This is a genomic window from Sphingomonas sp. NCPPB 2930 (genome assembly GCF_042867205.1).
GTDB lineage: Bacteria > Pseudomonadota > Alphaproteobacteria > Sphingomonadales > Sphingomonadaceae > Sphingomonas.
In genome coordinates this window covers 1-25,496 of record NZ_JBHZQU010000024.1, presented here as the reverse complement: position 1 = coordinate 25,496, position 25,496 = coordinate 1, and the positions used below count along the sequence as shown (strand labels likewise).

General features: G+C 57.9%; 20 protein-coding genes and 2 pseudogenes. 20 read left to right on the top strand and 2 right to left on the bottom strand.

Annotated features, from left to right (window positions below; genetic code table 11):
* On the bottom strand, nt 1-319 hold a 319-nt coding region (locus tag ACFX59_RS17480; protein ID WP_387434204.1), incomplete at its 3' end, for a transposase.
* Nucleotides 320-797: 478 nt separating this feature from the next.
* On the bottom strand, nt 798-1,649 hold the full coding sequence (locus ACFX59_RS17475) for a 2OG-Fe(II) oxygenase (RefSeq protein ID WP_387434202.1): 852 nt from the start codon (nt 1,647-1,649) through the stop codon (nt 798-800).
* Between the two features lie 279 nt (nt 1,650-1,928).
* On the opposite strand from ACFX59_RS17475, the gene ACFX59_RS17470 reads away from it, so the two are divergent.
* The 20 genes and pseudogenes from ACFX59_RS17470 to ACFX59_RS17375 all read left to right on the top strand — a co-directional run bounded on the left by ACFX59_RS17470 (nt 1,929) and on the right by ACFX59_RS17375 (nt 25,359).
* Nucleotides 1,929-3,299, top strand: a complete 1,371-nt coding sequence (locus tag ACFX59_RS17470) for an O-antigen ligase family protein (protein WP_387434200.1) — start codon at nt 1,929-1,931, stop codon at nt 3,297-3,299.
* Between the two features lie 65 nt (nt 3,300-3,364).
* Nucleotides 3,365-4,075: a polysaccharide biosynthesis/export family protein gene (locus tag ACFX59_RS17465; RefSeq protein ID WP_387434198.1), complete on the top strand. Its 711-nt coding sequence runs from the start codon at nt 3,365-3,367 to the stop codon at nt 4,073-4,075.
* 14 nt (nt 4,076-4,089) lie between these two features.
* The gene (locus tag ACFX59_RS17460; RefSeq protein WP_309690488.1) at nt 4,090-6,297 is read left to right on the top strand and encodes a polysaccharide biosynthesis tyrosine autokinase; all 2,208 of its coding nucleotides are present in this window, start codon (nt 4,090-4,092) and stop codon (nt 6,295-6,297) included.
* The gene (locus ACFX59_RS17455) at nt 6,263-7,513 is read left to right on the top strand and encodes a hypothetical protein (RefSeq protein WP_387434195.1); all 1,251 of its coding nucleotides are present in this window, start codon (nt 6,263-6,265) and stop codon (nt 7,511-7,513) included. The genes ACFX59_RS17460 and ACFX59_RS17455 overlap by 35 nt, the downstream gene beginning before the upstream one ends.
* A gap of 453 nt (nt 7,514-7,966) precedes the next feature.
* Nucleotides 7,967-9,280, top strand: coding sequence for an exopolysaccharide biosynthesis polyprenyl glycosylphosphotransferase (locus tag ACFX59_RS17450; protein ID WP_387434192.1), 1,314 nt, complete (start codon nt 7,967-7,969; stop codon nt 9,278-9,280).
* Complete coding sequence (locus tag ACFX59_RS17445; protein WP_387434190.1) at nt 9,277-10,212, top strand: rhamnan synthesis F family protein; 936 nt, start codon at nt 9,277-9,279, stop codon at nt 10,210-10,212. The genes ACFX59_RS17450 and ACFX59_RS17445 overlap by 4 nt, the downstream gene beginning before the upstream one ends.
* Nucleotides 10,209-12,158, top strand: a complete 1,950-nt coding sequence (locus tag ACFX59_RS17440) for a hypothetical protein (RefSeq protein WP_387434187.1) — start codon at nt 10,209-10,211, stop codon at nt 12,156-12,158. Before ACFX59_RS17445 ends, ACFX59_RS17440 begins: the two co-directional genes overlap by 4 nt.
* Complete coding sequence (locus ACFX59_RS17435; protein ID WP_387434185.1) at nt 12,155-13,081, top strand: glycosyltransferase family 2 protein; 927 nt, start codon at nt 12,155-12,157, stop codon at nt 13,079-13,081. Before ACFX59_RS17440 ends, ACFX59_RS17435 begins: the two co-directional genes overlap by 4 nt.
* A 126-nt stretch (nt 13,082-13,207) precedes the next feature.
* Nucleotides 13,208-14,434 carry a hypothetical protein gene (locus ACFX59_RS17430; protein WP_387434183.1) on the top strand — a complete coding sequence of 409 codons (1,227 nt, stop codon included), beginning with the start codon at nt 13,208-13,210 and terminating at the stop codon, nt 14,432-14,434.
* The gene (locus ACFX59_RS17425) at nt 14,424-15,548 is read left to right on the top strand and encodes a glycosyltransferase family 1 protein (RefSeq protein ID WP_309690645.1); all 1,125 of its coding nucleotides are present in this window, start codon (nt 14,424-14,426) and stop codon (nt 15,546-15,548) included. The genes ACFX59_RS17430 and ACFX59_RS17425 overlap by 11 nt, the downstream gene beginning before the upstream one ends.
* Nucleotides 15,545-16,375, top strand: a complete 831-nt coding sequence (locus ACFX59_RS17420) for a hypothetical protein (RefSeq protein WP_387434181.1) — start codon at nt 15,545-15,547, stop codon at nt 16,373-16,375. Before ACFX59_RS17425 ends, ACFX59_RS17420 begins: the two co-directional genes overlap by 4 nt.
* A gap of 59 nt (nt 16,376-16,434) precedes the next feature.
* Entirely contained in the window at nt 16,435-17,001 is a 567-nt protein-coding gene (gene rfbC / locus ACFX59_RS17415; protein WP_387434180.1) for a dTDP-4-dehydrorhamnose 3,5-epimerase, read from the top strand.
* Between the two features lie 11 nt (nt 17,002-17,012).
* Nucleotides 17,013-18,062 (top strand): dTDP-glucose 4,6-dehydratase, encoded by a 1,050-nt coding sequence (rfbB, locus tag ACFX59_RS17410; RefSeq protein WP_387434177.1) that lies wholly within the window; start codon nt 17,013-17,015, stop codon nt 18,060-18,062.
* Nucleotides 18,062-18,949 (top strand): dTDP-4-dehydrorhamnose reductase, encoded by an 888-nt coding sequence (gene rfbD, locus ACFX59_RS17405; RefSeq protein ID WP_387434174.1) that lies wholly within the window; start codon nt 18,062-18,064, stop codon nt 18,947-18,949. Before rfbB ends, rfbD begins: the two co-directional genes overlap by 1 nt.
* Complete coding sequence (rfbA, locus tag ACFX59_RS17400) at nt 18,946-19,815, top strand: glucose-1-phosphate thymidylyltransferase RfbA (protein WP_309690637.1); 870 nt, start codon at nt 18,946-18,948, stop codon at nt 19,813-19,815. The genes rfbD and rfbA overlap by 4 nt, the downstream gene beginning before the upstream one ends.
* Before the next feature lie 96 nt (nt 19,816-19,911).
* Entirely contained in the window at nt 19,912-21,156 is a 1,245-nt protein-coding gene (locus ACFX59_RS17395; protein WP_309690634.1) for a hypothetical protein, read from the top strand.
* 72 nt (nt 21,157-21,228) lie between these two features.
* Entirely contained in the window at nt 21,229-22,206 is a 978-nt protein-coding gene (locus ACFX59_RS17390; RefSeq protein WP_387434170.1) for a rhamnan synthesis F family protein, read from the top strand.
* Nucleotides 22,207-23,670 carry an oligosaccharide flippase family protein gene (locus ACFX59_RS17385; protein ID WP_387434167.1) on the top strand — a complete coding sequence of 488 codons (1,464 nt, stop codon included), beginning with the start codon at nt 22,207-22,209 and terminating at the stop codon, nt 23,668-23,670.
* A 294-nt stretch (nt 23,671-23,964) separates the two neighbouring features.
* Nucleotides 23,965-24,069 (top strand): annotated as a pseudogene (locus ACFX59_RS17380) (IS630 family transposase); the annotation flags it as partial.
* A gap of 294 nt (nt 24,070-24,363) precedes the next feature.
* A pseudogene (locus ACFX59_RS17375) lies at nt 24,364-25,359 on the top strand (IS630 family transposase).
* The last annotated feature ends 137 nt before the right edge of the window (nt 25,360-25,496 follow it).

The following is a 25,496-nucleotide window of genomic DNA, read 5'->3' as shown; positions in this document are numbered from 1 at the left end:
AGCGCTCCAGCGCCTCCTTCATGATCTCGACCTCCAGCGTCTTGCGCCCGAGTTGGCGCTCCAGTTCGCGGATGCGGTTGTCCATCTCGCGGACCTGGCGATTGCTGGTCACGTCGTCGTCGCCAGCCACCGCGACGCTCCCGCCCTCCAGCATCAGCCGCCGCCAGCGGTACAGCAGGTTCGGCGCCACGCCGTTGCGGCGCGCCACCACCGAGATGCTCTCGCGACCGTCGAGTGTCTCCTCGACAATCCTCAGCTTCTCAGGCGTGCTCCAGTGACGGCGACGACCGCCGTCGGTGATGATCTCGGACACGGACATAAGCCTATGCTTAGGGGATAGCCCCAAGCCTCCTTCTTAGGCTTGAATCCGTCCGGTCGAAATGGGGGCCAGCTCAGCAGACAAAACCTAAATTGTAGACTTCGTCGCCCGAGATCTGACCCTGACCGAGCAGGCCCGCCTGCTGAACGCCGTCCCGTGCGCCGAACCCACCATCCTGGCCGCCTTGATTGGTAAACTCCCCGTACTTCGGCTCGCTCTAGCGAGCAAGCTCCCCGCCCTCACTTTCATGCGCAATGGGATGCGCGCCAAGGACCAAGGCGCCACAGGCAATTGGCATCGCCATCGCACGACAATTCCTCGTCATCCTCAACGTCATGATCTGAGAACGACAGCCTATCGCTCTCGCATGATCATTACAATTGCCCTCCGCCATGCAACACAAGGTCTTATTTCCGGAACCGCAGAGCTGGGTCCAGGCCGGGCATAAATCCCAGGAGACCTGCAGCCAGCCAGAATATCAGTCACTTTTCCTGTAGACGTGCGTTTTATTGCCAATCCCTTGCGACAAAATACCACGAATACCCGTTCTTAGTTTTGTATCCGCCTGAAGAATCTTATCGATCACTGGTTGTTCCGGACGTCCACGAAATGACGTAACATGAAAATTGTCGCCATCTCGCAAAGGATTATCAGAGAAATAATAATTTGAAACGCAACGACGAAAATTATTCACGCGGATTGGGCTCACCGAATGCCAAGACTTATCATGAGTCCCCATGACGGCCAAGCGGTTGAACTTGCTCCAAATCGTTATTTGCTTACCTTCAACGCCGTCAGGCCAGAGCTCCAGATTTCCGCCATTTTCCTCTTTCCAATCTTCCGAAACATAGAACAGAAGATTGAGAATCCGCCATTTTTCTCTATCTTTGTCATGTGAGTTGTCGATATGAGGATTAAGATACTGTCCCTCACCCATCAGAGATATGCCACCTGCATACAGATGCTCATCAGGAAAAAGGGTGTTCGCGCCGATCATTTCTCCAATAAGTTTCACTATCCTACTATCTTGGAAGGCATAAACAGCCTCCTCTAGGATAGGATTGTAATTATCCATCTGCGCGGCAATATATTTATACTCTCTGATCGTCTTTTTTAGGCGCATGGATTCGGGCGCGGGAAACGCCAAGCCGATGGATCTTGTGACTTCCAAAGGCAAAACGTCATCAATATAGAAATAAGGTATACCATGAGATGAAGAAATTATCATCTCCTGTATTCTATCTTTCTCGTTTTCCAGGCGTGCGAGGATAAAATCGGCCATCGTGTTACGGTTAACCAGGCCCTCAATTTCAGCTGTAATACCGCTCACAACCTACCTCTCTATTTTATTCGACATGCCCGAAATACCGGCCAATGCCAAAATCGCTACTATATGATGCGCCTATCGTACCGCGCAAGTTTGTGGGTGGCCAAGCCTGGCGCTTGCGTTGCCAACCTTATGACTCAATGCTAATCCCTCAAAGGTAATCACCATACGCCATAATTTGCCCGTTTTCCGCTGTTGCAGATACCCCCGTTCGCCCAATCGGCATATGGCCAAGAGCAAGGATTTTCGCCGTTGAGACGTCGCGCACCTCGCATCCGATGGATGCCGGTCGAGCAACTGATTCTGATCGCGCTGTTCGTCATTCTCATGTTGTTCGGTGGCGCATCGCGAGCTGACGAACCGGTCCAAGTGATTGTGCGAATGAGCGCAATCCTCGCATTGATGTATGCCATATTCAGCCGTCCCGCCAAACTCGATCGCGCTACCGGCCCCGTCATGGTCGGCCTGGCCGCAGCGGCCTTCCTAGTTGCCGTCCAGCTTATTCCCTTGCCATTTTCGATTTGGTCGTCCCTTTCTGGGCGCGAACTGTATGCACAACAGGGTTCTTTAATAGGCATGAGCAAGATTTGGCGACCGCTGACGCTGTCGCCCGATCAAACCTGGAACGCACTGCTGTCGCTTATAGTACCCATTTCAGTGGTCGCACTGCTCACAAAGATGCATTATCGCCAGCGGGCTGAATTTCTTCCAGTGGTATTGGCTGTCGTGGGCTTCAGCATAATTGTCGTACTGGCAAGACTGATGTCGGGTAGTGGTTGGATAGCATTGAGGCAATCGACCGATGGCGGAGGTAGCGGGATCTTCGCCAACCGCAATCACCAGGCTTTGTTGTTCGTCATCGGACTTCCGATGCTAGCGGTATGGGTTACAGGTCACAAGCCGTCGCGCATGACGCCTTGGCTGAGATGGGGGGCGGCGGCCACTGGTGCCCTATTGCTGATCATCTTAATTCCGGCAACTGGCTCGCGCACGGGCTTGTTGCTCGGTGCTGCCGCACTGGTGATGGCCCTCATCTTTCTATCGGACACGGCAAAGCGACTCCTTCAGAAGGTTAAAAGGCGCCGTACCCGCAAGTTGCTGGTCGCGGGCATGCTATTTGGATTTATTGGCTTAATCGGCCTCACTTCCACCTTAAATCGTGCGGAAAGCGTGCAGCGATTGATGGCCATGGATATTGCCGGTGATACGCGCGCGCGCTTGTTCCCTCGCGTTGTGGAGATGACTTCAGCCTTTTTCCCGGCGGGGGCGGGCTTTGGAACTTTCAACCTGGCGTTCCGCCGCTTTGAGGGTTTGAATGACCTCAAGCTTACATATTTTAATCAAGCTCATGACGATTTTGTCCAGATCGTTCTAGAGGGTGGTTTATTGGGCACGCTGATTTTGGCCGTCGCGCTAGGATGGCTGGCGTTCCAGATGGTCATTGCTTGGCGATCCCCGCCGAATCGTACCGCCACACGCCTCGCCCGCCTCGCATCGGTTTTGATGATACTGATGCTCGGCGCCAGCGTCGTGGATTACCCATTGAGGACCCCCTTGATGGCGGCCCTGTTCGCCCTGTTCGCGGTTTGGTTGCACGAGCCGCGTGTTCGACAGGGCCCGGAAAATGGGAAAGACGCAGCTTTAACTCGCTGACCTTTACCACGCTGAAGCTAGCCGGTATAGGCTTCGGATCAGCCTGAGATCAGGATAACTTAATCATGCGTTCAATTGGCTTGGCAGTTGCCAGCGCGTTATTGCTGGCGGCCTGTGTACACCGCGAGCCTATCGAAAGCTCTCCCGATCTTACGGTTCTCCAGGCGGTTTCGCTGCCCGAGCCAACGCGTGCTGACCTGACTCCGCCGGATCGCGCGACGTTCGTGGGGCCATTGGACGTGATTTTCGTTGACGTTTTCAACGTGCCCGAATTGACACGCGAACTGCAGGTGGATGCCAGCGGCCGCATATCCATGCCGCTGGTCGGTAATATCGATGCCATCGGCAAGACCCGCGAGGAACTGGCCGCCAAGATCGAAGACGCATTGCGTGGCAAGTACCTTCGGAACCCGCAAGTGACCGTCAATATTCGCAGCTCGGTCAGTCAGGTTGTCACGATCGACGGACAGGTAACCGAACCCGGCTTGTATCCCGTCACCAATCAGATGACCCTGATGCGCGCGCTGGCATCCGCGAAGGGCCTCACCGAATATGCGAAGACGGACGATGTGGTCATCCTGCGAATGGTGAACGGCCATAAGGTGGCTGGGCTGTATAATCTCGATGCGATCCGCCGTGGTGCATATGGCGATCCTGCGATCTACGCCAATGACATCATCACGGTCGGAGACTCCCCGGCCCGTCGCATGTTCCGTAACTTGATCGCGGTGTCGCCTCTCCTCACCGCGCCACTTATCGCTCTTCTGAACCGCTGAATTAAGGCCGCTCCATGAACAAAATTCCGGCAGCCCTAGGGTTCGGATCCGGCACCACCTTTGAAGCAACACGGCCGCAGCATGAAGTGGCGGCCGTTGCCGATGTGCAGCCGTCGATCTTCCGTCAGTATCTGCGCATCGCGATGCGCTGGCGTCGCTACATTCTAGGTGCGATTGTCGCTTGCGTCCTCGTCGGCCTGATTATCACGTTTTTGATGACCCCGATGTATAAGGCGGCAACCACGCTCGAGATTGCTCGCGAGAGCAACCGGATCGTGAATATCCAGGGCGTCCAGCAAGAGGCGAGCGAAGGGGATCAAGAATTCTATCAGACGCAATACGGCCTGTTGGAATCGCGCACCCTCGCAGAGCGCGTCGCGGTCCGCACCGGAATTGTCGACGATCCCACTTTCTTCAAAACCTTTTCGATCAAGCTCACAGACGCCGTCACAGGTCCAAACGGTCGCTTTACGGCGGCAGGTCGGGCACAACGGCAACGTGTGGCTGGTGCCATATTGCTCAAGCATCTGGATGTCGTGCCGGCGCGTGCCTCACGCTTGGTCAAGATTTCGTTTTCCAGCCCAGATCCGACACTCTCGGCGAAGATCGTTAATGCTTGGGCATCCAACTTTATCGCCCTGTCGCTTGAGCGGCGCTATGATGCCAGCTCCTATGCCCGACGCTTCCTAGAAGAGCGCCTCAACCAGCTGCGTAAGCGGCTGGAAGATTCGGAGCGCTCGCTGGTCGCCTTCGCTTCTCGCGAAAAAATTCTCGAATTACCAGGACTGGGTGGCGGAGCCGGCAGCCGACCGCTGATTGCGCAGGATCTGGCCGATCTAAATCAAGAGCTTGATCGCGCGACGGCGAGCCGTATCCAAGCTCAGGCGCAGTTCCAGGAAGCTTCCAAAGCGAATGGCGCCGTTACCGAGGCTCTGACAAATGGCGCGATTAACGCATTGCGGCAGCGCCGAGCGGAACTCGCTGCAAACTATCAGCGCCTCATGGTCCAGTTCACACCGGACTATCCGAGCGCCCGCGAAATTGCGGTGCAGATCGCAAATATCGATCAATCCATCGCACGCGAGGAACGCCGCGTCTCCAATTCGTTTGGCACCGCATTGCGGACCGCAGCGAGCCGCGAAGACAGCCTGCGTCGCCGGGTCGATACGCTTAAGGACGGCCTGTTGAATTTGCGCCGTCGGAGCATCCAGTATAATATTTATCAGCGAGAGGTGGATACCAATCGCTCGCTTTATGATGGCCTGCTCGCACGCTACAAGGAAATCGGCGTTGCCAGCGGTATAGGCGTCAACAATATATCGGTGGTGGATGCTGCAGAGGTACCACAAGCCCCCTCCAGTCCGCGTCTGCTGCTCAATCTGCTCCTGTCGGTCATCGCTGGCGCGCTGATCGGTGCAGGCATCGCCTATGTCCTTGAGCAGAGCGACGAGACAATTACCGATCCGGAGGAGGCCGAACGGTTGATTGGGATGCCGCTGCTGGGCGTCATTCCGAAATTGAAGAACGGCCGCCCGGTTCAGGTGCTGAACGACCGCAAGTCGGAACTGGTCGACGCCTATCTTGCGGTTGCGACCAATCTGGCCTTCTCGACCGATACTGGCGTGCCGGCGACGATCGCAGTCACGAGTACGCGGCCTGCCGAGGGTAAGTCGACCACGGCATTGTCGCTGGCGGTACTGTTGGCACGGTCGGACAAGCGCGTGCTGCTGGTCGACGCGGATATGCGTTCGCCGTCGGTCCACCATGTGCTGGACCTGCCCAATAAGAAGGGACTCAGCAACTATCTTGCCGGCGACGAAACCGGGCTCGACGCAATCCTAAGGTCGGAATCTTTCGATATGGACGTGCTGACTGCCGGACCGGTGCCGCCCAATGCCGCTGAACTGCTAACAGGACCTCGCTTTAGCAACGTCCTATCGCTGCTGGGCAAACGGTACGATCACATCGTTATCGATTCCCCTCCGGTAGTCGGCCTGGCCGATGCACCGCTGATCGCCAGCCGTTCGCAGGCGGTACTCTTTACGGTCGAAAGCCACGGAATCCGCTTTACGACGGTCAAAATCGCGCTGGGTCGTCTCTCTGCTGCTCATGCCCGGACATTAGGCGTCGTCCTGACCAAGTTTGAATCCGACAAAGCGCAATACGGCCAGGGCTATGATTACGGATATGGTTATGGCGAGAAGCTCAGCGACCCGGCCTGATCGAGGAGATGCGGATGGCGCATCGCATGGCGCCATCTGGTATCTGGGCTGGGGAGCGTGGCTGCTGGCGTTATGCTACGCGGTGCTGCGGGTCGGCCTAGGCATTGTCGCGGCGGGAAGCGCCCCGTCATTCGCGCTGAAGATTGCGCCCAACAATGCTGAAGCGCTGGTGGGGATGTCGACGCAGGCGATGGCATCGTTGACACCTGAAGGCGTACGGCGCTCTGCCGACTTCGCACGGCGTGCCTATCTCCGCGAACCCGTGTCCGCTGCGGCTTTACGGCAGATCGGTTTCGCAACGGAGGCTGAGCGCGGCCCGAACAGGGCACGCCCGTTGTTGCGTCAGGCCGCGGCATTGTCGCGCCGTGATTTCGAGACGCAATTGTGGCTGATCGAGGATGCCGTCAACCGGGGCGACGTCGCGGAGGCATTGAGGCATTACGACATAGCATTGCGCGCGTCGAAGCGTGCCCCGCAAATCCTGTTTGGCCCGCTTACCGCCGCAACCAGCGACCCAGCGTTGATCTTGCCGCTTGCGCAAACGATCGTACGGCAGCCACCATGGGGCAACACCTTCCTTCTGCAGGCGGCGTCGACCTCCAATGCTCCCGGCAACATGGTTCGATTGATTGCGATATTGCTTGCGGCAGGCTATCCGGTGACGCCCTTGGCAATCCAATCGCTGGAGGGCAGGTTGATCCAGGCTGGCGATTATAGACATGCTTGGGCGCTTTTCGCTGCGGCCTTCCCTTCGGCACGGCGCGATACCATCCGCAATCCGCGTTTTCAGGATATGGTCAGCGAAGGCCTGGCCTTTGGTTGGTCCTTTGACGTCGATGGCAGTGCGACGGGCGTCGTGATCGACGACCGCAATGGTCGCCGGCTCGGATATAACGCGCCGGTCGGCACCGGCGGGGTCGTCGCCCGCCAGATGCTGCTTCTCCCCCCCGGCACCTATCGGTTGTCGAGCAAGGTGATGTCGAACAACCATGCTGGCGATAGTGCGCCAGTCTGGCGGTTGCGCTGCGTCGGCCAGAATAAGGATCTAGGGGAACTGCCGCTGCCTGTGGTCACTGGAACGCCGCAGCGTGTCCAGGCGCTGGTCACGGTGACCAGGTGCCCGGCGCAGTGGCTGGAGTTGGTGCTGGCGGCGACAGACGATCCCGACGGGATTGCTGGTGCTGTCAGCGATATCGACTTGGTTCGGGTGAGGTAAGTTTCGCATGAGTACTTGTTATGCCACATGGCTCCTCCTTGCCGCCTTGGGACCATTCTATCCCTCGGAGGGGGGACAGGCTCAGGAAACCACGACTCTTGGTCAGCAGACAGCGATCAGCGAGCAAGACAATAGTAATACCGGCCGCGTATCGACTGGACGGATCTTATCACGCCGTGAGACGCGGATAGACACGCGCATCACGCGTGAAAAGCTAACCATGCTTGGGCAGGGTAATGAGGCCGCACAGGCACATGAGGACGCCAGAACCGCTGTCGGCCGTCCCAGTAGGGTATCTAGTCGTTTTTGAGTTGCATCACACCGCTGCCATGCAGCATGCAGGCGGCCTCCAGCGCACCGCTAACAGAACCACGGTGCCGATTGCAGATGCATGTACCGAATGACGAGGGTTATAATGACGCTTTTGACTCCGGCGCACGGCACAGGCGTTTAATGTTGATTGCGCCCATCAACACCCGTGTCGCACGTCCTCATTCGCTTGCGGGAGTATTGGCTCGATGGCGATACCAAGCGATTGGCGGACTGCTGGTCAGTACGCTCGTTCCTTATGTCGTGCGACTGATGGTGGCGAACGACGAAATTGGAATGCGTCAACTCCACCTTACGCTGTTGTGGTGCGCTTGTGCAGTGATTCTGGGAAACTGGCTGTTCCGCAACGTCAGCATCTATCCAGGCGTCGAGGCTAGCGCATTCCTTTTGCCCTCCTTTACGGTCTCCTTCACCGCGATAGCAATTGTGCTGACAGTCGGCCGTTTTGAATATGCGCGCACGCAATTAATTGCTGGTTATGTCTTAAGCGTTGCGTGGTTTTATTTCGTTCATTCCACTTTGCACCGTCATCAATGGCTGCGCATCGGCTATCTGCCATTCGGAGCGTTCGACAAGCTGCCACAGGTGCCGCATATAAACTGGGTGGAACTACCTGCCGATGGCTGTCCTTCCAACCACGATCCGATCATCGGTCGCTTGGATGCGATTGCAGCCGACCTGAGGATTGACCTTCCTGATCAATGGGAGCGCACGCTCAGCGATTTCGCCCTCGCCGGCACTCCTGTATATCACGTGAAGCATCTGGCAGAGTCATTGACCGGCCGCGTCGAACTCGAACACCTGTCAGAAAACAGCTTTGGCTCACTAATCCCTAATACGTCGTTTCTGATGCTCAAGCGTCTGATAGATTGGATCGTGGCCGTGATCATGGGGCTTATGCTCCTGCCCCTGTTGCTGGCGATCGCCCTCGCCATTCGGCTTACCTCGAATGGTCCCGCGCTGTTCAAGCAGCAGCGCATCGGTTTCCGAGGCGAACCGTTCATGGTGTATAAGTTCCGCACGATGCGGGTGGCGGAACCTGGCGCGATGTCTGAACGGGAGACTGCGATGACGCGTAGCGGAGACGCACGGATCACGTCGCTAGGTAAGATGCTTCGTCGCACGCGGATCGACGAGTTGCCGCAGATCCTGAATATCTTGAAGGGACAGATGAGCTGGATTGGACCACGCCCTGAAGCGGCAGTCCTGTCACGCTGGTACGAAGAGCAAATTCCCTTTTATCGCTATCGCCATATCGTGCGTCCGGGTATCACCGGTTGGGCGCAGGTGCTGCAGGGCCATGTTGCCGACGTGGCGGACGTGCAAAGCAAGCTGCACTATGACTTCTATTACATCAAAAATTTCTCGCTTTGGATGGACATCTTGATCATCGCCAAGACAGTCAAGACGATGATGACGGGTTATGGCGCGCGGTGAAGCGGATCGGATTGATGGCCGCCCTCAGGCGGTGGCGGGGCAAGCCGCCGCAGACTTTTGAAAAGGCGCCGCTCGATAGCCTGGAGCAGGGCTGGACGTTCAAGTCCGGTCGGGCGCCCGCCAGTGTGCAGGCGATCCGCCTATACTCCCTGCTGAACGGTCTTCAACTCCGCCCGCGATCCGTTACGATCGTGCCAGTCTTCCCCGCACCGCGCTGGACCTGCTATTTCGTTTACGCACCTGCGGGCCGGTTGTCGGAGGCTCATCTCTTCACCCTGGCACGCCTGCGTGCGATGGCGCAGCCACTGATGGTCATATGCGCTGCGCCTCAGCCCGATCAAGTACCGCTTGCCTTGCGTGATTATGCTGATGCGCTGTATTGGAAGGGGCTCGGCGGATATGATTTTTCGGCGTATCGCCTTGGATTAGGAATGATCGCGACTGCATCGCCGCATGCCGACGTGCTGGTGTTGAACGACTCCATCTACGGGCCATTTACCGATTTGGAGCCGCTGCTGGCTAATGCGCCTTGGGATCTGACTGGGTTCACGGCTTTTTCGCTGATCGAGAACCATATCCAGTCCTATGCTTTCCAGATGCGCGACGTGACGCCTCGACGTGTGCGAGCGCTGCGCACAGTGATGCCAGGTCGCTGGGCCTTCAAAAACTATCGCTCGGTGATTTACCTGCAAGAGACGCGCTTCGCGCGGATCGCGGCCCGACATATGACGGTGGGGGCGTTATGGTATGCCGATGCCGCGGTGTGCGGGGATCCGTCGCTCTATGTCGCCCCCGAGTTGCTGGCACAGGGTTTTCCGTTCCTGAAAAAGTCCCTATTTGGGCGTAGCCGGGGGATACAGGACGCGACGTTGCTGCAAAAAGCTCTGGCGGAGCGTGGCCATCCGCTGTCCGACATGGCGGAGACGGCATGAACGATACGGTCAACACATCAGGTGTTATCAACCGCCGTGCTGCCCTCGCCACTGCGCTCATTATTGGAGGCTCGACCGCACTTAGTTCCGGCTGCTCAGCGCAAGGCACAGCGCCATCGCAACGCTACACAGTGCCGATACGCGCTCTGCTTGATGCCATCCGTCAGGGCCGACTTCCGGACTATCTTGATGATCTCGGCATACCTAGACCAAGCATCGCAGGACTGAACGATGCCCGCGGCACCTCGTTGCTGGCACGACTGAAGGGCGTCCCGCTTACGCTGGTGGAGGGGGGGTATCTGATACACCCCGACGAGCAGCGTGTTGACGTCCTGCTACCGGAGGCCCGGAAGGTGACCGGGGGATTGATCGGTGCGGCTCAGTTCGTCTTCGTGCCGACAGGCGATGGCGTCCGCCTCGCCACAGTTTCCTTCGAACCCTCCGGCCCCTTTCCGCCAGCGACCACCATTGTCGCTCCAGGCAGTGCGTCACAGCGCGTCCAACAAATGTACGATGCGTTGGCCGCCAGTGGCGGCGGTACCTTGTTCTTCGCGGCGGGTACGCACCACGTCGCACTGGCGTTGACTTCACGAACAGTCCGTATCGCGGGGACAGGAATGGGTGCGACGATCCTGACTCCCATCGCAGCGGATCGCCCGGTACTCGAGGCAGGCTACAATTCCGGATCCTGGTCGCTCGTCGAGATCGCCAATCTGTCGGTCATTGGCACCGGCACAGGCATCGGCTTTCGGGCGGGGCACCTGCCCCGACAGCCGCTCGATGAATTTGCCGGCCGCACCGTGTTCCGCAATGTGCGCTTCGACCGGCTACAGACATGTATCAGCCGACCCTATGGCCAGATTGGGTTATGGTTGCAGAATTGCGTGTTCGGAGCGGCCGATTACCACATTCATTCGGTTGGTACGATGACTCCGGGCGAACCGATGCACGCGGGCAATTTGGTGGCTCGCGATTGTCACTTCGCGGGGGCAGCCAAGGCCGTGTTCTTCATGAACAGCTCCGCTATCGGCACCGGCCAGGTCACACTTGACCATTGCATCATGGAACTAAATCCAGGTTACGTCTTCTATATCAACGCGTTGAACGGTGTCGAGGGCGTGCCAGGGATGCTGGTACAGTCTTGTTGGAACGAGCAGAATGCCACAGCAGAATCCGTCACGATCGACCGGCCGCAGCGACCAGTCTATGCCTATCTGAAGGATACCGGCCTCGTCCGGTTCGAGGATACCCCGATCGGCGACCTGCAGCTGGCGAATGCTACGGTCGTGACGCGAGACTGCGCACTGGATTTATTGAAATCGGTCACTGCCGACCGAATGTCGACACTGGTCCATTACGATGCCCGGGGGTTCGGCACTTTTGCTCCCAAGGGACTGGTCGCCAGTATCGCGGCCACGTATCAATTCGGTCCCAATCGAGCGCTGTCGTTCGCCATGCCGCCGCGCAACTGGCGCGCGGTGCGCAAAACCTACGGGGAGACGCTGTTATCGCATCGCGATGGCCGGATCGCATCGACGGGCGGCACTACCATCTCCTCGGCAATCATCGAAGGACAGATATCGGCCAGCCAGGCTATATGCGTTGCTGCTGGCGAACATGTCCAGTTGCTCCCTCAAGGCAATGCCCCACGCAATCGCTGGGTCGCGTGGATCATCGACTGCCGGCTCGCCGCTGGACCGCCGGTGGCGCTGACCGTGACCGGAACGAGTGGCGTCTCTGCAGGCTTCCCCATCGAGCATACCACTTTGTGCAGCGTCGCCGGCATGACATGGTGCGACGCCCCAGTCGGCGCATTGCATATCGAACTGTTAGGGGCGGGTAACGACGGGTCAACGGTGGAGATCGGCCGTTATGAGATCACGGCATTCAAGCGCCGCCAGGATGCGCTCGCCTATATCAACGGGACGGCGAGGAAAACCGTATGACCCTTCCTCCTTCCTCCCTGCCGCAGCTGACGCTGATCACGGTGACGTATAACGCTGCCAGTGTGTTGGATGATTTCTGGACCTCGCTGGAGGCGCAACACGGTGTCGACTGGTCGCTGGTCATTGTCGACAACGCCAGCGTCGACGGCACGCTCGATAAGCTGGCAACGATTGAGCGGGATCAGCGGGTCACCGTGATCCGTTGTACCGAGAACACCGGCGCGGCCGAGGGCAACAATATCGGATTGCGCCACGCCCTGCGCAATACGCAGGATCATATCGTATTGTGCAACAACGATATCCTGTTCGGGCCTGATGTTTTGCGGGATCTTGCGAGAGCCAAGCATGCCTTGCCGCTTGGCGCACTGACCCCCCTCATGGCATTTGAGGAGGACCGCACGGCTATGTGGTTTGAACGCGGAGAGATCACGACGCGCTTCGGGGTGCGATGCCTACACGTCGCGGCGGGCAACCGGCCGGCTCTGCCAGTCTATCCCACCGACTATGCGCCGACTACCTTCGTGCTTTTCGACCGTGCAGCGATCGAGGCGGTGGGAGAAATCGATAAGGGATATTTTGCCTATTGGGAGGACGCTGACTATATGTGGCGGCTTCGGCGAGCCGGCTACGGTATCTGGGTGGATGCGACCACGACGATCGTCCATAAGGTCAGCCAGTCGTCCGGTGGGTTCGGGTCCATCTATTCCAACCGCCAATATCACAAGAACCAATTGCGGTTCGCACGCAAGCATTTCGGAGTAGGAACCGTCGCGCTGACCGCCGCGTCGTCCCTCGTCCGGATCGCGGTTCGGGCACTCTTGCGGCTCGATCCACCGAGTATGACGAAGGCAAAGCTGCAAGGAATGTGGGACGGAGCCTCCGCCCCGCCGCTCCTGCCCTCCTCCCATGTCGGCCGCTGCTGACACAGGCCATTGGCTTCGCCGACGCCCTGTGCCATCAGCCTTCCATAGAATGTCGGGCAAAGCGTTATGATCACCCCACCCCCTGTCACAACGGTGGCACAGCTCCGGCAGAGGGAGCGCCATCTTTTGGCAGTGCTACGCTGCCTGACGGTGCTGGCCCTAATTCTCTTTGTTCCATCCGCACTCCGTTACCACCTCAATTTCTCGTCCTATGCACCAGGCGTGCTCGCTGGCTGCCTGATGATAACGATATTGGGTCCGATTGGCATATTCGGGCGGATTCCATTGCGGGTGCTCAATTCAGGCTGGCTGCTGGGCCTCCTGACATTGAGCGGGATCGCAATCCATCTGGGATTGTCGCTGTTTCAATTCCCCGTCGACATGAGCCGCGCTACCTTTTCGCTGGGGGCGCTCGCATTGATGGCGACGGCCGCGCCGATCATATTCTACACGATCTTCTGTGCGGACGATGCGGTGCTGTCGGACACACTCCATATCGTGCGAGTGACGCTTCTCATTATGGTAGTGTTGTCGATCCTGAACTATCAGCCGCCCGGCCCACTTGCCTCCGAACGTCCGGTCTGGCCCTTTACAGAGCCATCGCATTTCGCGCTCACCGCAATGCCGTTCTTCATTGATGCCGCAGTGCGTTCTTCGCGGATCATGCGCTGGGCATGGTTGGGGGTGGTGGCGTTGATCGTGCTACTGCTGAAAAGCCTCTCGCTGTCCGTCGGATTGGTCATCATGGCCATTTGTTCGCTGGGGCCTGCCGAACTGATTGCCTTTCTGATCGCAGGGATAGTGGGACTGCAGTTTATCGATCTATCCTACTACACCCAACGGCTCGATATCAGCTACACCAGCACCAATCTTTCGGCGCTTGTCTACCTCCAGGGTACCGAGCTGATCCAAGAAGCGCTGGAAAAGACGCACGGTTGGGGAATCGCCTTCCAGCAACTTGGTTTCGCTCCCACGAATGTCCTGGCGACGGAGATGATCCGTCGGGTTGGAGGAGGTGAGCAGAACCTGGCCGATGGTAGTTTCCTCGCAGTCAAATTCGGCGCTGAGTTCGGCATCCTTGGGTTGGCGATCCTCCTGATCTATCTCGTCAAGCTCGTCGGGGTCGTCATCGACCTGCGGCTGGTCGCAGGGCGCAGGGCGCTGGCCCCGGTTGCGGTGACCTTCGCCTTCTGCGTCTATGTGTCGTTCTTCGTCGAACTGTTCGTACGCGGAATTGGATATTTCAGCGGGACCTTCACCATGGCCTGCGCATCACTAGGAGTCGTTGCCGTCGTCAAGTTCCTCCCGCGCGTACGCAACTCGCAGCCATCGGCTCTCTCCCATGTCTGCTGATGCGTTGCCTAACGATCGGCGTCTAATCGCCTTCAATCTGGGCTTCCTCGATGGAACTCCCCTGACCGGACCTGGTTATTACGCGGTGCAGTTGTTTACCGAACTGCACCCGATCGTCGCCGCCCGCTCGAATCGCGGACTGCTGGGCTTCGTCCAGCGTTGCGCACTGGTGCATTTCCCTGCTCACCTCCACGAGGCGCTACACGTCGTTGACGATCTGCCGGGTGGGCGGGTGGCGCGCGTGGCGTGGGAGCAATTACGGCTACCGCTGCTGACCCGTCGTGCCGGTGTTGACCTGCTGTTCAGCCCCGGCTTCATTTCGCCGATGTGGGGCAGCCGTCACTACGCCGCCTGCATCCATGACATGTATTACGCGGTCATCCCGGATCTGATCGATCCACGCCAGCGCCGGTACTGGCAAATGTTCATTCCGCTAACGGTCCGTCGCTGCCAGCGGCTGATTGCCGTGTCGACGCAGACGCGACAGGACCTGGAACGAATATTGCCTGCCGCGACCGGCAAGGTACGCGTGACGAAGCTGGCCAGTCGAATGCAGCCCGGTCAAGCCATCGAGCCGGCGACGATCGTCGGTCCATATATCTTGATGGTGGCCAATCTGACCGCCAACAAGAATGTCGAAACGATCCTGGCCGCGCTGCAAGCGGTACGGCACGCTGGCTACGACCTGAAGCTCGTACATGTCGGTCGGGATCCCGACGATCGTTTAGCCCGTTGGCGCGACGATGGATTCGCCCCGGTCGTCGCGCTGGGCAAAGTGAGTGACGCCGCACTGGCAGGCCTTTATCGTGATGCGGTCGCGGTCGTGAACGCTTCGCTGTACGAGGGGTTCGGGCTGCCCGCGGTCGAAGCCCAGGCCATGGGCGCACCATTGATAAGTTCGCATCACCCTGCGCTGGTCGAGGCTGCCGGGACGGATGGTGCGCTGTTCTACGACCCCAAGGCTCCCGATCAATTGGCGTCACACCTGATGCGACTCCTAGATGAGCCCATGCTACGCGACTCTTTGCGCGAGCGCGGGTACCGCAATGCCGCTTCCATGTCTTGGGGGCGGGTGGCTAGGGAAACCATGACGATCTTCGACGAGATTGTATGAGCCTATCTGTCGACCTGACCGTCAGCTGCGTGCTGTACAAAACCGATCCTGCCGAAGTCGCGATGATGCGCGAGCAGGTCGCAGCCATTCCGTTGCGCACCCATCTGTACTTAGTGGACAACAGTCCCGGTTTGAGGCCCGGAATTTCAACAGAAGGCGATGTCACGACCATCGTCACTGGCGCCAATCTCGGCTATGGCCGAGCGCATAATATCGCGATCCGCCTGGCGCGCGGAACCGCCGACATCCATCTGATCGCCAACACGGACGTCCTTTTTGACGGTGGCGCCGTCCTTACCCTGGTGGATCGGTTGAAGCGATCGAACGATATCGGAATGGTCGCACCGCGCGTCGTGTATCCTGATGGAAAGTTACAATATCTTTGCCGGCTCTTGCCTCGTCCGGCCGACCTTATCGGTAAACGTTTCTTCGGCTGGTGCTCCTGGGGACGCCGTCGAAACGATGAATATGAACTGAAGAGCTGGAATTATGCTTCAGAGGCAAATATCCCGTTCCTTTCTGGTTGCTTCTTACTTTCTAGCCATGATGTCCTCGAAGAGGTTGGCGGGTTCGATGAGCGCTATTTTATGTATTTTGAAGATTTAGATCTTTCAAGAAGAATAAATAGTCGCTATAAAACCCTATTTGTTCCCAATTCTAACATTACACATTTATATAGATCGAAGATCTCTAAGAACAAAAATCTGACAAGATACCTGATAGTAAGCGGTTTGCGCTATTTCTCAAAATGGGGTTGGCTTTTCGATGCTCATCGAAAGCGTGTCAACGCTGAAACGCTAATGGCGATCAACCACGCGCGATCCTGATCACTCGTACCAGATCGTGGCGGATTGCCATGCTGCCTCTTCCTGTCTATCGAGCACACATGGTAGCCTCCCCCGTCCAGCTTGTCCGCCCGCGCCGTTTCGGTGATGCCCGCGGCTGGTTCACCGAAGTGTATTCGGTGCCGACTTTCGCTGCGCTAGGCATTGATTGCCCTTTCGTGCAGGACAATCATTCCCTGTCCGGCCCCGCCTTTACGCTGCGCGGCCTGCATTTTCAGACGCCAACGCGGGGACAGGATAAGCTGGTCCGCTGCATACGCGGACGGATTTTCGACGTCGCAGTCGATGTCCGGGCAGGATCGCCTACCTATGGTCAGTGGGTCGGCGCGGAACTGTCCGCTGAAAATGGGCACCAACTTTTCATTCCCATCGGTTTCGCACACGGCTTTGTCACACTGGAGCCGGAGTGCGAGGTGACCTACAAATGCTCAGACACCTATGCTCCCGCTCATGACGGTGGCATACGATGGGACAGTGTCGCCATTGACTGGCCGATACCGACGGGCATCGCTCCCGAACTGAGCGATAAGGACAAGGTGCAGCCGACGCTGGCCGAGTTCGATAGTCCATTCGCCTATGACGGCCGTCCTCTGACGCCGCTCGCCTGAGGAACGATTACATGCGCATCTTCGTCACCGGCGGGGCCGGGTTCATCGGCTCGGCTTTGGTCCGTCACCTGATTGAACATACCGAGCATGAGGTGCTCAACTACGATAAGTTGACTTATGCGGGCACGTTGTCGACGGTCGAGCGTGTCGCGTCGTCGAACCGCTATCGCTTTGTCCAGGGCGACATCTGCGACGCGGAGGCCGTACGCGCCGCGATCGCGGATTTTCGCCCCGATGTCATCACGCACTTGGCGGCCGAGAGCCATGTCGACCGATCAATCGACGGACCAGGCGCGTTCGTTCAGACCAATGTCGTCGGCACCTATGTCATGCTGGCTGAGGCGCGCAGCTACTGGCTGTCGCTTGACGAGGCCTGCAAGGCGGCGTTCCGCTTCCACCATATCTCGACCGACGAGGTGTACGGCTCGCTGGGCGATACCGGGCTGTTTACCGAGGAAACGTCCTACGACCCGCGATCGCCCTACTCGGCGTCGAAAGCGGGGTCGGACCATCTGGTATCTGCCTGGGGCCATACCTATGGGCTTCCTGTTCTCATTACCAATTGCTCTAACAATTACGGACCCTATCACTTCCCCGAGAAGTTGATCCCGCTGATGATCGTCAAGGCCCTCGCTGGCGAGCCGCTACCGGTATACGGCGCAGGCGACCAAGTGCGCGACTGGCTGTTCGTAGAGGACCATGTCCGTGCGCTGCAAGCAGTGTTCGAGCGCGGGCAGGTAGGGCGAACATACAATGTCGGCGGGCATAACGAGAAGCAGAATATCGAGGTAGTGAGTACCGTCTGCACGATCCTCGATCGTCTGCGCCCGCGTGCCGATGGGGTGAGCTACGCCGAGCAGATTACCTCGGTTGCCGACCGTCCTGGCCATGACAAGCGCTATGCTATCGACGCCGCGCGGATCGGCAACGAACTCGGCTGGCGTCCTCAGGAAACATTCGAGACCGGAATTGAAAAGACGGTGGTCTGGTATCTCGATAACGAGGATTGGTGGCGGCCGTTGGTCGCGGCGAAGGCATCCGAGCGGCGCGGAATCGCGTAATGCGGGAATTGCTGATCACCGGCGCGAACGGGCAGCTCGGACGCGAGCTACAACGCGTGAACATGCCCAGAGGCTGGCGGGTGGTGGCACTGGACCGTAGCGCGCTTGACCTGACCGACCCGGCAGCGATCGTGGCAAAGGTGGCGGAACGCCCTTGGGCAGCCGTCATCAACGGCGCAGCGTACACTGCGGTCGATAAGGCGGAGCATGATCAGGTTGCGGCGTGGCAGGTCAACGCGCTGGCACCCGCTGCCTTCGCTTCGGCCTGTGCGGCTGCAAATGTGCCCTTAGTGCAAGTGTCGACCGACTATGTCTTCCCCGGCGACCGTGACGGCGCCTGGGATGTCGACGACCCGGTAGCACCACTTGGCGTCTATGGCGCATCGAAGCTGGCCGGTGAGCTGGCGGTGCGTACCAGCGGCGTGCGCCATGCGATTGTCCGAACCGCCTGGGTGGTATCGGCGCATGGCCATAACTTCGTGAAGACGATGCTGCGCGTCGGTGCGGAGCGCGAGATACTGCGCGTCGTTGCGGATCAGCAAGGCAGCCCGACCAGCGCAGCGGACCTTGCCGACATACTGGTGCACATCGCGGTACGGTTGGCCGACGATGCCGACGCGCCGACCGGCACCTTCCATTTCAGTAATGCCGGCGCGACGACCTGGGCGGGGTTCGCGGAGGAAATCTTCCGCCAGTCCGGCGCGCGTGGCGGCGTTGTCGCGCAGGTCGAAGGGATCACGACCGCCCAATATCCGACGCCCGCGCGGCGTCCAGCCAATTCGCTGCTGGCCCATGACGCGATAGAACGCGCCTATGGCATTACCCCCCGGGCGTGGCACGACGCACTGGGCGACATCCTCGACGAACTGATCGGAGCCAAGAAGTGAAAGGTATCATCCTGGCAGGCGGATCGGGCACCCGTCTTCATCCAGCGACGCTTGCCGTCAACAAGCAACTGCTGCCGGTCTATGACAAGCCGATGATCTATTATCCGCTGTCGGTATTGATGCTGGCCGGAATCCGCGACGTGCTCATCATTTCCAGTCCCGAATATCTCGGCAACTACCAGCGACTGTTCGGCGACGGCAGCGCGATCGGCCTGTCCCTGTCCTATGCCGAGCAGCCCCGCCCCGAAGGGCTGGCGCAGGCATTCACGATCGGCGCGGATTTTATCGGCGACGATAATGTTGCACTAGTACTGGGCGACAATATCTTCTTTGGCGCGCATCTGACGGACCTGCTGGCACGTGCGGTCGCGCGGACGCAAGGCGCGACGGTGTTCAGCTACCGCGTTGACGACCCGGAACGCTACGGCGTCGTTGAGTTGGGTTCGGACGGTAAGGCCATCAGCCTGGAAGAAAAGCCTGTTCAACCCAAGTCGAATCACGCCGTCACTGGCCTGTATTTTTACGACAATCGCGTTGTGCAATTGGCGCGTGACCTGAAGCCGTCGGCCCGGGGCGAATTGGAGATTACCGACCTAAACCGTCTCTACATGGAAACAGGCGACCTCTATGTAGAGCAGATGGGGCGCGGTTATGCATGGCTCGACACCGGCACTCATGATAGCCTACTGGAGGCAGGAGAGTTTGTCCGCACGCTTCAACATCGCCAAGGTATCCAGATCGCCTGTCTTGAAGAGATCGCGTTCGAAATGGGCTTTATCGATGCCGACATGGCGCGTGCTGCAGGAGAACGGTTCAAAAAGACCCATTATGGTCGTGCAATTCTGAATGCGGTAAGTGGTCGTTGATGATTCGCATACCGATCCGGTGGAACGTGCGCAGCGGTGCTGGGCGAGGATGATCGAAACCGCGTTGTTACAGCGGTAGGAGCGGTCAGTACAACTATGATCAACCTACATTCTCTTGCCGCATTCCCGCCACCGCACTGGCGCCGGGCAATGCGGCAAAAAGTCGCACGCTGGAAAGCCGCCCAGCCCCGATCGGTCGCTGCATTGATGCAGCAGGCGTTCCACAACCTGCGCCCGTTGAAGATTCGACCTGAATCCGGCCATCACCATGTGACGATGATTACGGACAGTGTCGCTCCAGGCCAATTAATGGGAGGTGTCGGTACCGCGGTATTACTCGCTGTCAGTATCGCACAAGCTCAACGGCGTTCACTGCGTATCGTAACCCGCGAACTCCCTTGTAACGACACCGCGCTTCGTGCACTGCTTGAACTTCAGGGATTATCCTATAACGGGGAAATCGACCTGATTTTCTCGGATGGCTCGGAGAGCGATCCTGGTGTTCCGCTAGGACCGGACGATTTGGTTCTTACTACGTCGTGGTGGGGAACTTGGTCAGTAAGACAGACCGTTCCAGCCCATCAAATCGTCTATCTGCTGCAGGAAGACGAACGAATGTTTTATGCTGGTGGCGACCAGCAGTTGCTGTGCGACGAAACCCTCAACGACACTAGCATCCGCTATGTGGTCAACAGTCAACTGTTGTTGACGCACTTCCAAGCGACGGACACGGCTGGTCCAGCACAGCGGGGCATCGCCTTCGAGCCAGCTTTCCCGACAACCATCTATCACCCCGATTCCCATGAAGGGCGGCGTAACCTTGTCTTCTACGCCCGTCCTGATCATCCCCGGAACCTGTTCCTCCGGGGAGTCGCCGTGTTGGACAAGGCCTTTGCCGCAGGCCTGTTTCCGGTTGACGAATGGAATGTTCATTTCTTCGGCATCAATATTCAGAAGATGATTTTTCCAGGGCGGCCGGTTCAATATCATAATGGCTTATCCTGGTCGGATTATGCCTCACTTATCCGTCAAGCGGATCTTGGTTTCTCGCTGATGTATACTCCCCATCCGAGCTATCCCCCGCTAGATCTTGCGGCAAGTGGAGCCGTGGTTGTAACCAACGTCTTCGGCCCCAAGGGAAAAGATGCGCACTACAGCGAAAACATTTTGTACAAACCGCTGGATATCGATGCATTATTCGATGGCTTGCGGCAAGGTGTCGCTCGTGTAGCCGATGATGCCACGCGTAAAGCCGCGCATGCCTCGGCTCGCTTGAACCGGGATTGGGCGACCTCTTTCGCGCCCGTCTTAGCGTCGCTGGTTGACTTTTCGCGGTCCTAGCAGATGGGGGCACCATCCATTTCTATATCTACAATTGACGAGCGTCGAATCCGTGATGCGGCTAGGCTTTGCTTGTTCGCGCACTACCATCAGGACGGATGGGTTGCTGCGCATACGCTTCATTACCTACGGGCACTGCGCAACGCTGGCTTTGTAACCGTGGTATTGTCAACGGCGAAGCTTAGACCGGATGCGCTGAACGATTTGCGGGCAGTAGGTGCCGAGGTCATTCTCCGCGAAAACACGGGAATGGATTTTGGAGGGTGGATCGAAGCCTGCATACGCTTCTTTCCTATTAAAGCGCAACTTCTTCTGCTCGCCAATGATAGCGTTTATGGGCCGCTGACTAATCTATCTTCTTTCATCGATCACTTGCTGTCCCATGATGCAGATTTCTACGGGGCTGTCGAATCTCTTGAAATTGCGCCGCATCTGCAAAGTTGGTTTATATTATTACGCCCAGAGGCGTATCGCTCATCGGCCTTTTCAGCCTTGATGTGCACGCCGATGCAGGCCATGTCAAACAAGCTTGCGCTTGTCTTGAAGTATGAGATTGGCCTAAGTCAAGCACTTGCTTCTGCTGGGCTGCGTTACTACGCTGCTTTTTCATTTGATGAGCAGCAGGTTATCGCCCGGCGCCATCCTTATAATCCTGCTCATATACTTTGGCGTGAAGTAATAGAGACTGGTGTTCCTTTTTTAAAAGTAGAACTACTTCGCCTTAATCGTATGCGCGTAGTAGATGCAGTTAAGTGGCGGAGTGTCGTTGCGTCTCGTGATCCACTCCTTGCATCAATGATTCAACAGGACCTAGACCATCGCGGGGTGGAGCCCTTGCCCCGCTTCGGTGCTATGAGCGCTTGGCCATTCATTTACTGGCCTGAGTTGCGAAGAACGGTCTTGTCTGATTATCGATCATCTTCAAAGCGAGGGGATTGGAGGGACTCATTGCATCTCGTGGCGCTGCGCATTTTGGTGGCGTTCGCTGTCGTGCCGAGGCGAATGCATTCTCGTATTCTCTCGCGAAAGGAATCGCGGAAAGCGAGCTAGATGTCAGTACGTCGTTCCTTGTTCTGGTCATATGGTAGCCAGCTGATCACGCTAGCCATTACTTTTTCAACATCGGTCATAGTTGCACGCCTGATTTCACCACGCGAAATGGGTATCTATGCTCTTGCCCTGGCGATATCGGGTGTATTGAGCGTTTTTCTTGCCTTTGGCACACAGGCTTTTCTCGTCCGGGAAAAGACAATCGACGTGCAAACCCTTAGGTCTGCGTTTACGGTAAATTTAGCCCTAAGCGGCCTTTTAGCGCTATGTCTCCTATGCGCTGGCCTGTTCAGCATGTTTGTTCGCCACGATAACGAGATATCGGCCGTATTGCTAATCATGGTGGCCGGGCCTTTGTTCTCCGCGCTCGAGTTCGTGCCCGCGGCATTGTGCATGCGGGAAATGCGGTATTCTACTATTTCTGCGGTCAACATATTGCGCGCGGTCATTACAGCTTTAGTGACGTTGACTTGTCTTTGGCGAGGTGCGGGTGCGCCTGGCTTGGCAGTTGGGCCGGTGTTCGCGAATCTCGTCTGCGCCCTCTTCTATATGATGGCCCGCCGTCATGATCTCATTTTTCGGCCAGGTTTATACCGATTTCGAGAGATACTGGTCTTTGGTTTCCAGATGCTAACGATCAGTGGTGTGGCCCAATTGGCGGCACGGAGTTCCGATATCATTCTCGGCAACATGTTGGGATTGTTTGCGCTCGGCCTTTATTCTCGCGCATCTGGCCTCGCTACGCTAGTTTTTATCAACGTCTACGGTTTGGCGACCGGTGTTATATTTGTTCAGCTTTCACGCGATCTGCGCGAGAAGGGCGAATTTCATACAACCTTCATCCGAGCATTGCGGATGATTACAGGAGCCATGTGGCCGATCCTGCTGGGTATCGCTACGTTGGCAGGTCCATTGGTTCTGATATTATATGGTGCAAAGTGGCTTCCTGCAGCTACTCCCTTGGCATTGTTGATGATAGCCCAGTTTATCGTACTTGGATTTGGCATGAACTGGGAATTGTTCGTCCTTCGTAAAGAAACAAACCAACAAATGCGGATCGAGATGTCTCGGGCTATTATAGGAACTGCAATTTTTTCAGTCGGATGCCTATTTGGTTTGGCTGCCGCTGCGGTAGGTCGCATTGGCGAGGCCATCGTGGGCTATGTTCTCTATCGACCGCATATCGATCGCTTGGCCGGAACGGAGCCTGGAGAGATCGATCGTGTCTATAGTGAAAGCTTGCAGCTCACTGCCGTGGCGATTGCCCCTTCGATCTTATTGATGGGGTGGTGGAAATGGTCACCTCATGTTCCGTTGATCTTGGTTATATTTTCTATCATATTGGGCGTCATCGGGTGGCTTCTGTTGCTGCGATATAAACGGCACCCTATTGCCAGTGAGATCCTAATAACTGTAGCTCGCCTGTGCGGGCGTTCTGCTTCCGAGACCGGTCAATCGAGTTGATGACGGCATCACCCTGATCTGCCTGCAAGGGCATGGGCATCGAATTGGCACAAATTTGACTTTGTCATAGCCTATGGTCTGTTCCCGGCAATTGTATTGAAGAATTTGGCGCCTGGTACGGAAGCAGGCAGCGGCTGAGTTCCGCTGTACAGAGTTGATTGACTCAGGCGGGTAACGGCTGCGCGGGTATCGGAATAAGCTTGGAGCAGTTTCCGCCCCTTCTGAATCGTTGAGAACTCACACGGGTCCGATTTTCCGATCCAGGCTCTGTACCGGATCAGGAGATCGGCTTGGATGCCGCAGGAGTTGTCACAGGAACTTCGGGAACGGGTGGTCACCGCGATCAATGGCGGGATGTCGTGGCGTGCCGCGGCAGCCCGGTTCGGGGTGAGCATGGCAAGGTCGCCGTCGTACGCCTTGATTGTAAGCGTCCGACTCAACGCGTGTTACTGACGCGGCGCCGTCGGCTCCCAGAAGCGTCCTTTGGCACTGTACAAGATAGAGTGCAGATGGCGCGTATTGAGCTGCCCCCGTTTCACCGGACAGATTTAAGCGGTTGTAGAAACCAACGCACGATGCTCGCGCGGTGAAATCATCGGCTAGAGCGGTTTCCGGCCTTTTTGAATCTCTGAGGATTCACACGAGCGCGGTGTTCTGATTCAGGCTCTGAGCCGGGTCAGGAGGCAGGCACAGATGCCGCGAGTGCTGTCCCAGGATCTTCGGGAGCGAGTGGTCGCCGTGATTGGTGGCGGGATGTCATGCCGTGCTGCGGCAGCACGGTTCGGTGTCAGCGCGGCAAGCGCGATCCGCTGGCGGCAACTGGTCATTCAGCACGGCACGCCGGCAGCCAAGCCGCAAGGCGGCGACCGTCGTGCGGCCAGGATCGATGGGCACGCAGCCTTCATCCTCGCCGCGATCGAGGCGAAGGACGACATCACGCTGGTCGAGTTGCAAGCGCTGCTCGCCGAGCGAGGCACGGCGGTCGGGATCGGGGCGCTGTGGCGGTTCTTCGACCGGCACCGGATCACACGCAAAAAAAGACAGCGCACGGCACCGAGCAGGACCGCCCCGACATCCTGAAGCGCCGGGAAGAGTGGTTCGATGGCCAGCTCGATCTCGATCCCGAACGCCTGGTCTTCATCGACGAGGGCCGAGCGTGAAGCCGATCATCCGGGGGATGATCGGTAGCGAGGGGGCGTCTACCAACATGGCGCGTCGCCACCGTCGCCACCGTCGCCACCGTCGCTGCCGGCGCGGCGAGCGGCTGCGCTCGGGCGTACCCCACAGACACTGGAAGACCACCCTCGTCGCCGGTCTGCGCCGCACCGGCATGGTGGCGCCGATGGTGCTCGACGGCCCGATCAACCGCGACGCGTTCGTTGCCTATATCCACCAAGTGCTGGTGCCCGACCTCTCGCCCGGCGACATCGTCATCATGGACAACCTATCGAGCCACAAGGCGCCCGCCGCGCGCGATGCCATCGAAGCGGCTGGCGCCAAGCTGCTCTTCCTTCCGCCCCCGGCCTCCGCCGGGGCAGGCTCTACAGCCCCGACTTCAACCCGATCGAGCAGGCGTTCTCCAAGCTCAAGGCACACCTGCGAAAGGCCGCCGAGCGCACTATCCACGGCCTGTACTCGCCACAGGAGTGTGCCAACTACTTCGCCAAAGCCGGATACGATGCAGACTGATCGGAAACCGCTCTAACGACCAAACGCAGACTAAATCGCGTTTGAGGGTATACTCGAAGGCGTAAGCGTCCGGTGAAGGCGTCGCGTCAGGCGGGACGGTAGTTCCACGGCAGCAGTTCATTGATCTGGCGGGCCGG

Bases quoted from the DNA above. Each gene is read 5' to 3' on its own strand.
- ACFX59_RS17425 (WP_309690645.1), top strand. From the start codon at position 14,424: ATGTCTGCTGATGCGTTGCCTAACGATCGGCGTCTAATCGCCTTCAAT.
- ACFX59_RS17460 (WP_309690488.1), top strand. From the start codon at position 4,090: ATGAACAAAATTCCGGCAGCCCTAGGGTTCGGATCCGGCACCACCTTT.
- ACFX59_RS17435 (WP_387434185.1), top strand. From the start codon at position 12,155: ATGACCCTTCCTCCTTCCTCCCTGCCGCAGCTGACGCTGATCACGGTG.
- ACFX59_RS17395 (WP_309690634.1), top strand. From the start codon at position 19,912: ATGATCAACCTACATTCTCTTGCCGCATTCCCGCCACCGCACTGGCGC.
- ACFX59_RS17450 (WP_387434192.1), top strand. From the start codon at position 7,967: ATGTTGATTGCGCCCATCAACACCCGTGTCGCACGTCCTCATTCGCTT.
- ACFX59_RS17385 (WP_387434167.1), top strand. From the start codon at position 22,207: ATGTCAGTACGTCGTTCCTTGTTCTGGTCATATGGTAGCCAGCTGATC.
- rfbB (WP_387434177.1), top strand. From the start codon at position 17,013: ATGCGCATCTTCGTCACCGGCGGGGCCGGGTTCATCGGCTCGGCTTTG.
- ACFX59_RS17420 (WP_387434181.1), top strand. From the start codon at position 15,545: ATGAGCCTATCTGTCGACCTGACCGTCAGCTGCGTGCTGTACAAAACC.
- ACFX59_RS17465 (WP_387434198.1), top strand. From the start codon at position 3,365: ATGCGTTCAATTGGCTTGGCAGTTGCCAGCGCGTTATTGCTGGCGGCC.
- ACFX59_RS17440 (WP_387434187.1), top strand. From the start codon at position 10,209: ATGAACGATACGGTCAACACATCAGGTGTTATCAACCGCCGTGCTGCC.
- rfbD (WP_387434174.1), top strand. From the start codon at position 18,062: ATGCGGGAATTGCTGATCACCGGCGCGAACGGGCAGCTCGGACGCGAG.
- ACFX59_RS17455 (WP_387434195.1), top strand. From the start codon at position 6,263: ATGGTTATGGCGAGAAGCTCAGCGACCCGGCCTGATCGAGGAGATGCG.
- rfbC (WP_387434180.1), top strand. From the start codon at position 16,435: ATGGTAGCCTCCCCCGTCCAGCTTGTCCGCCCGCGCCGTTTCGGTGAT.
- ACFX59_RS17470 (WP_387434200.1), top strand. From the start codon at position 1,929: ATGCCGGTCGAGCAACTGATTCTGATCGCGCTGTTCGTCATTCTCATG.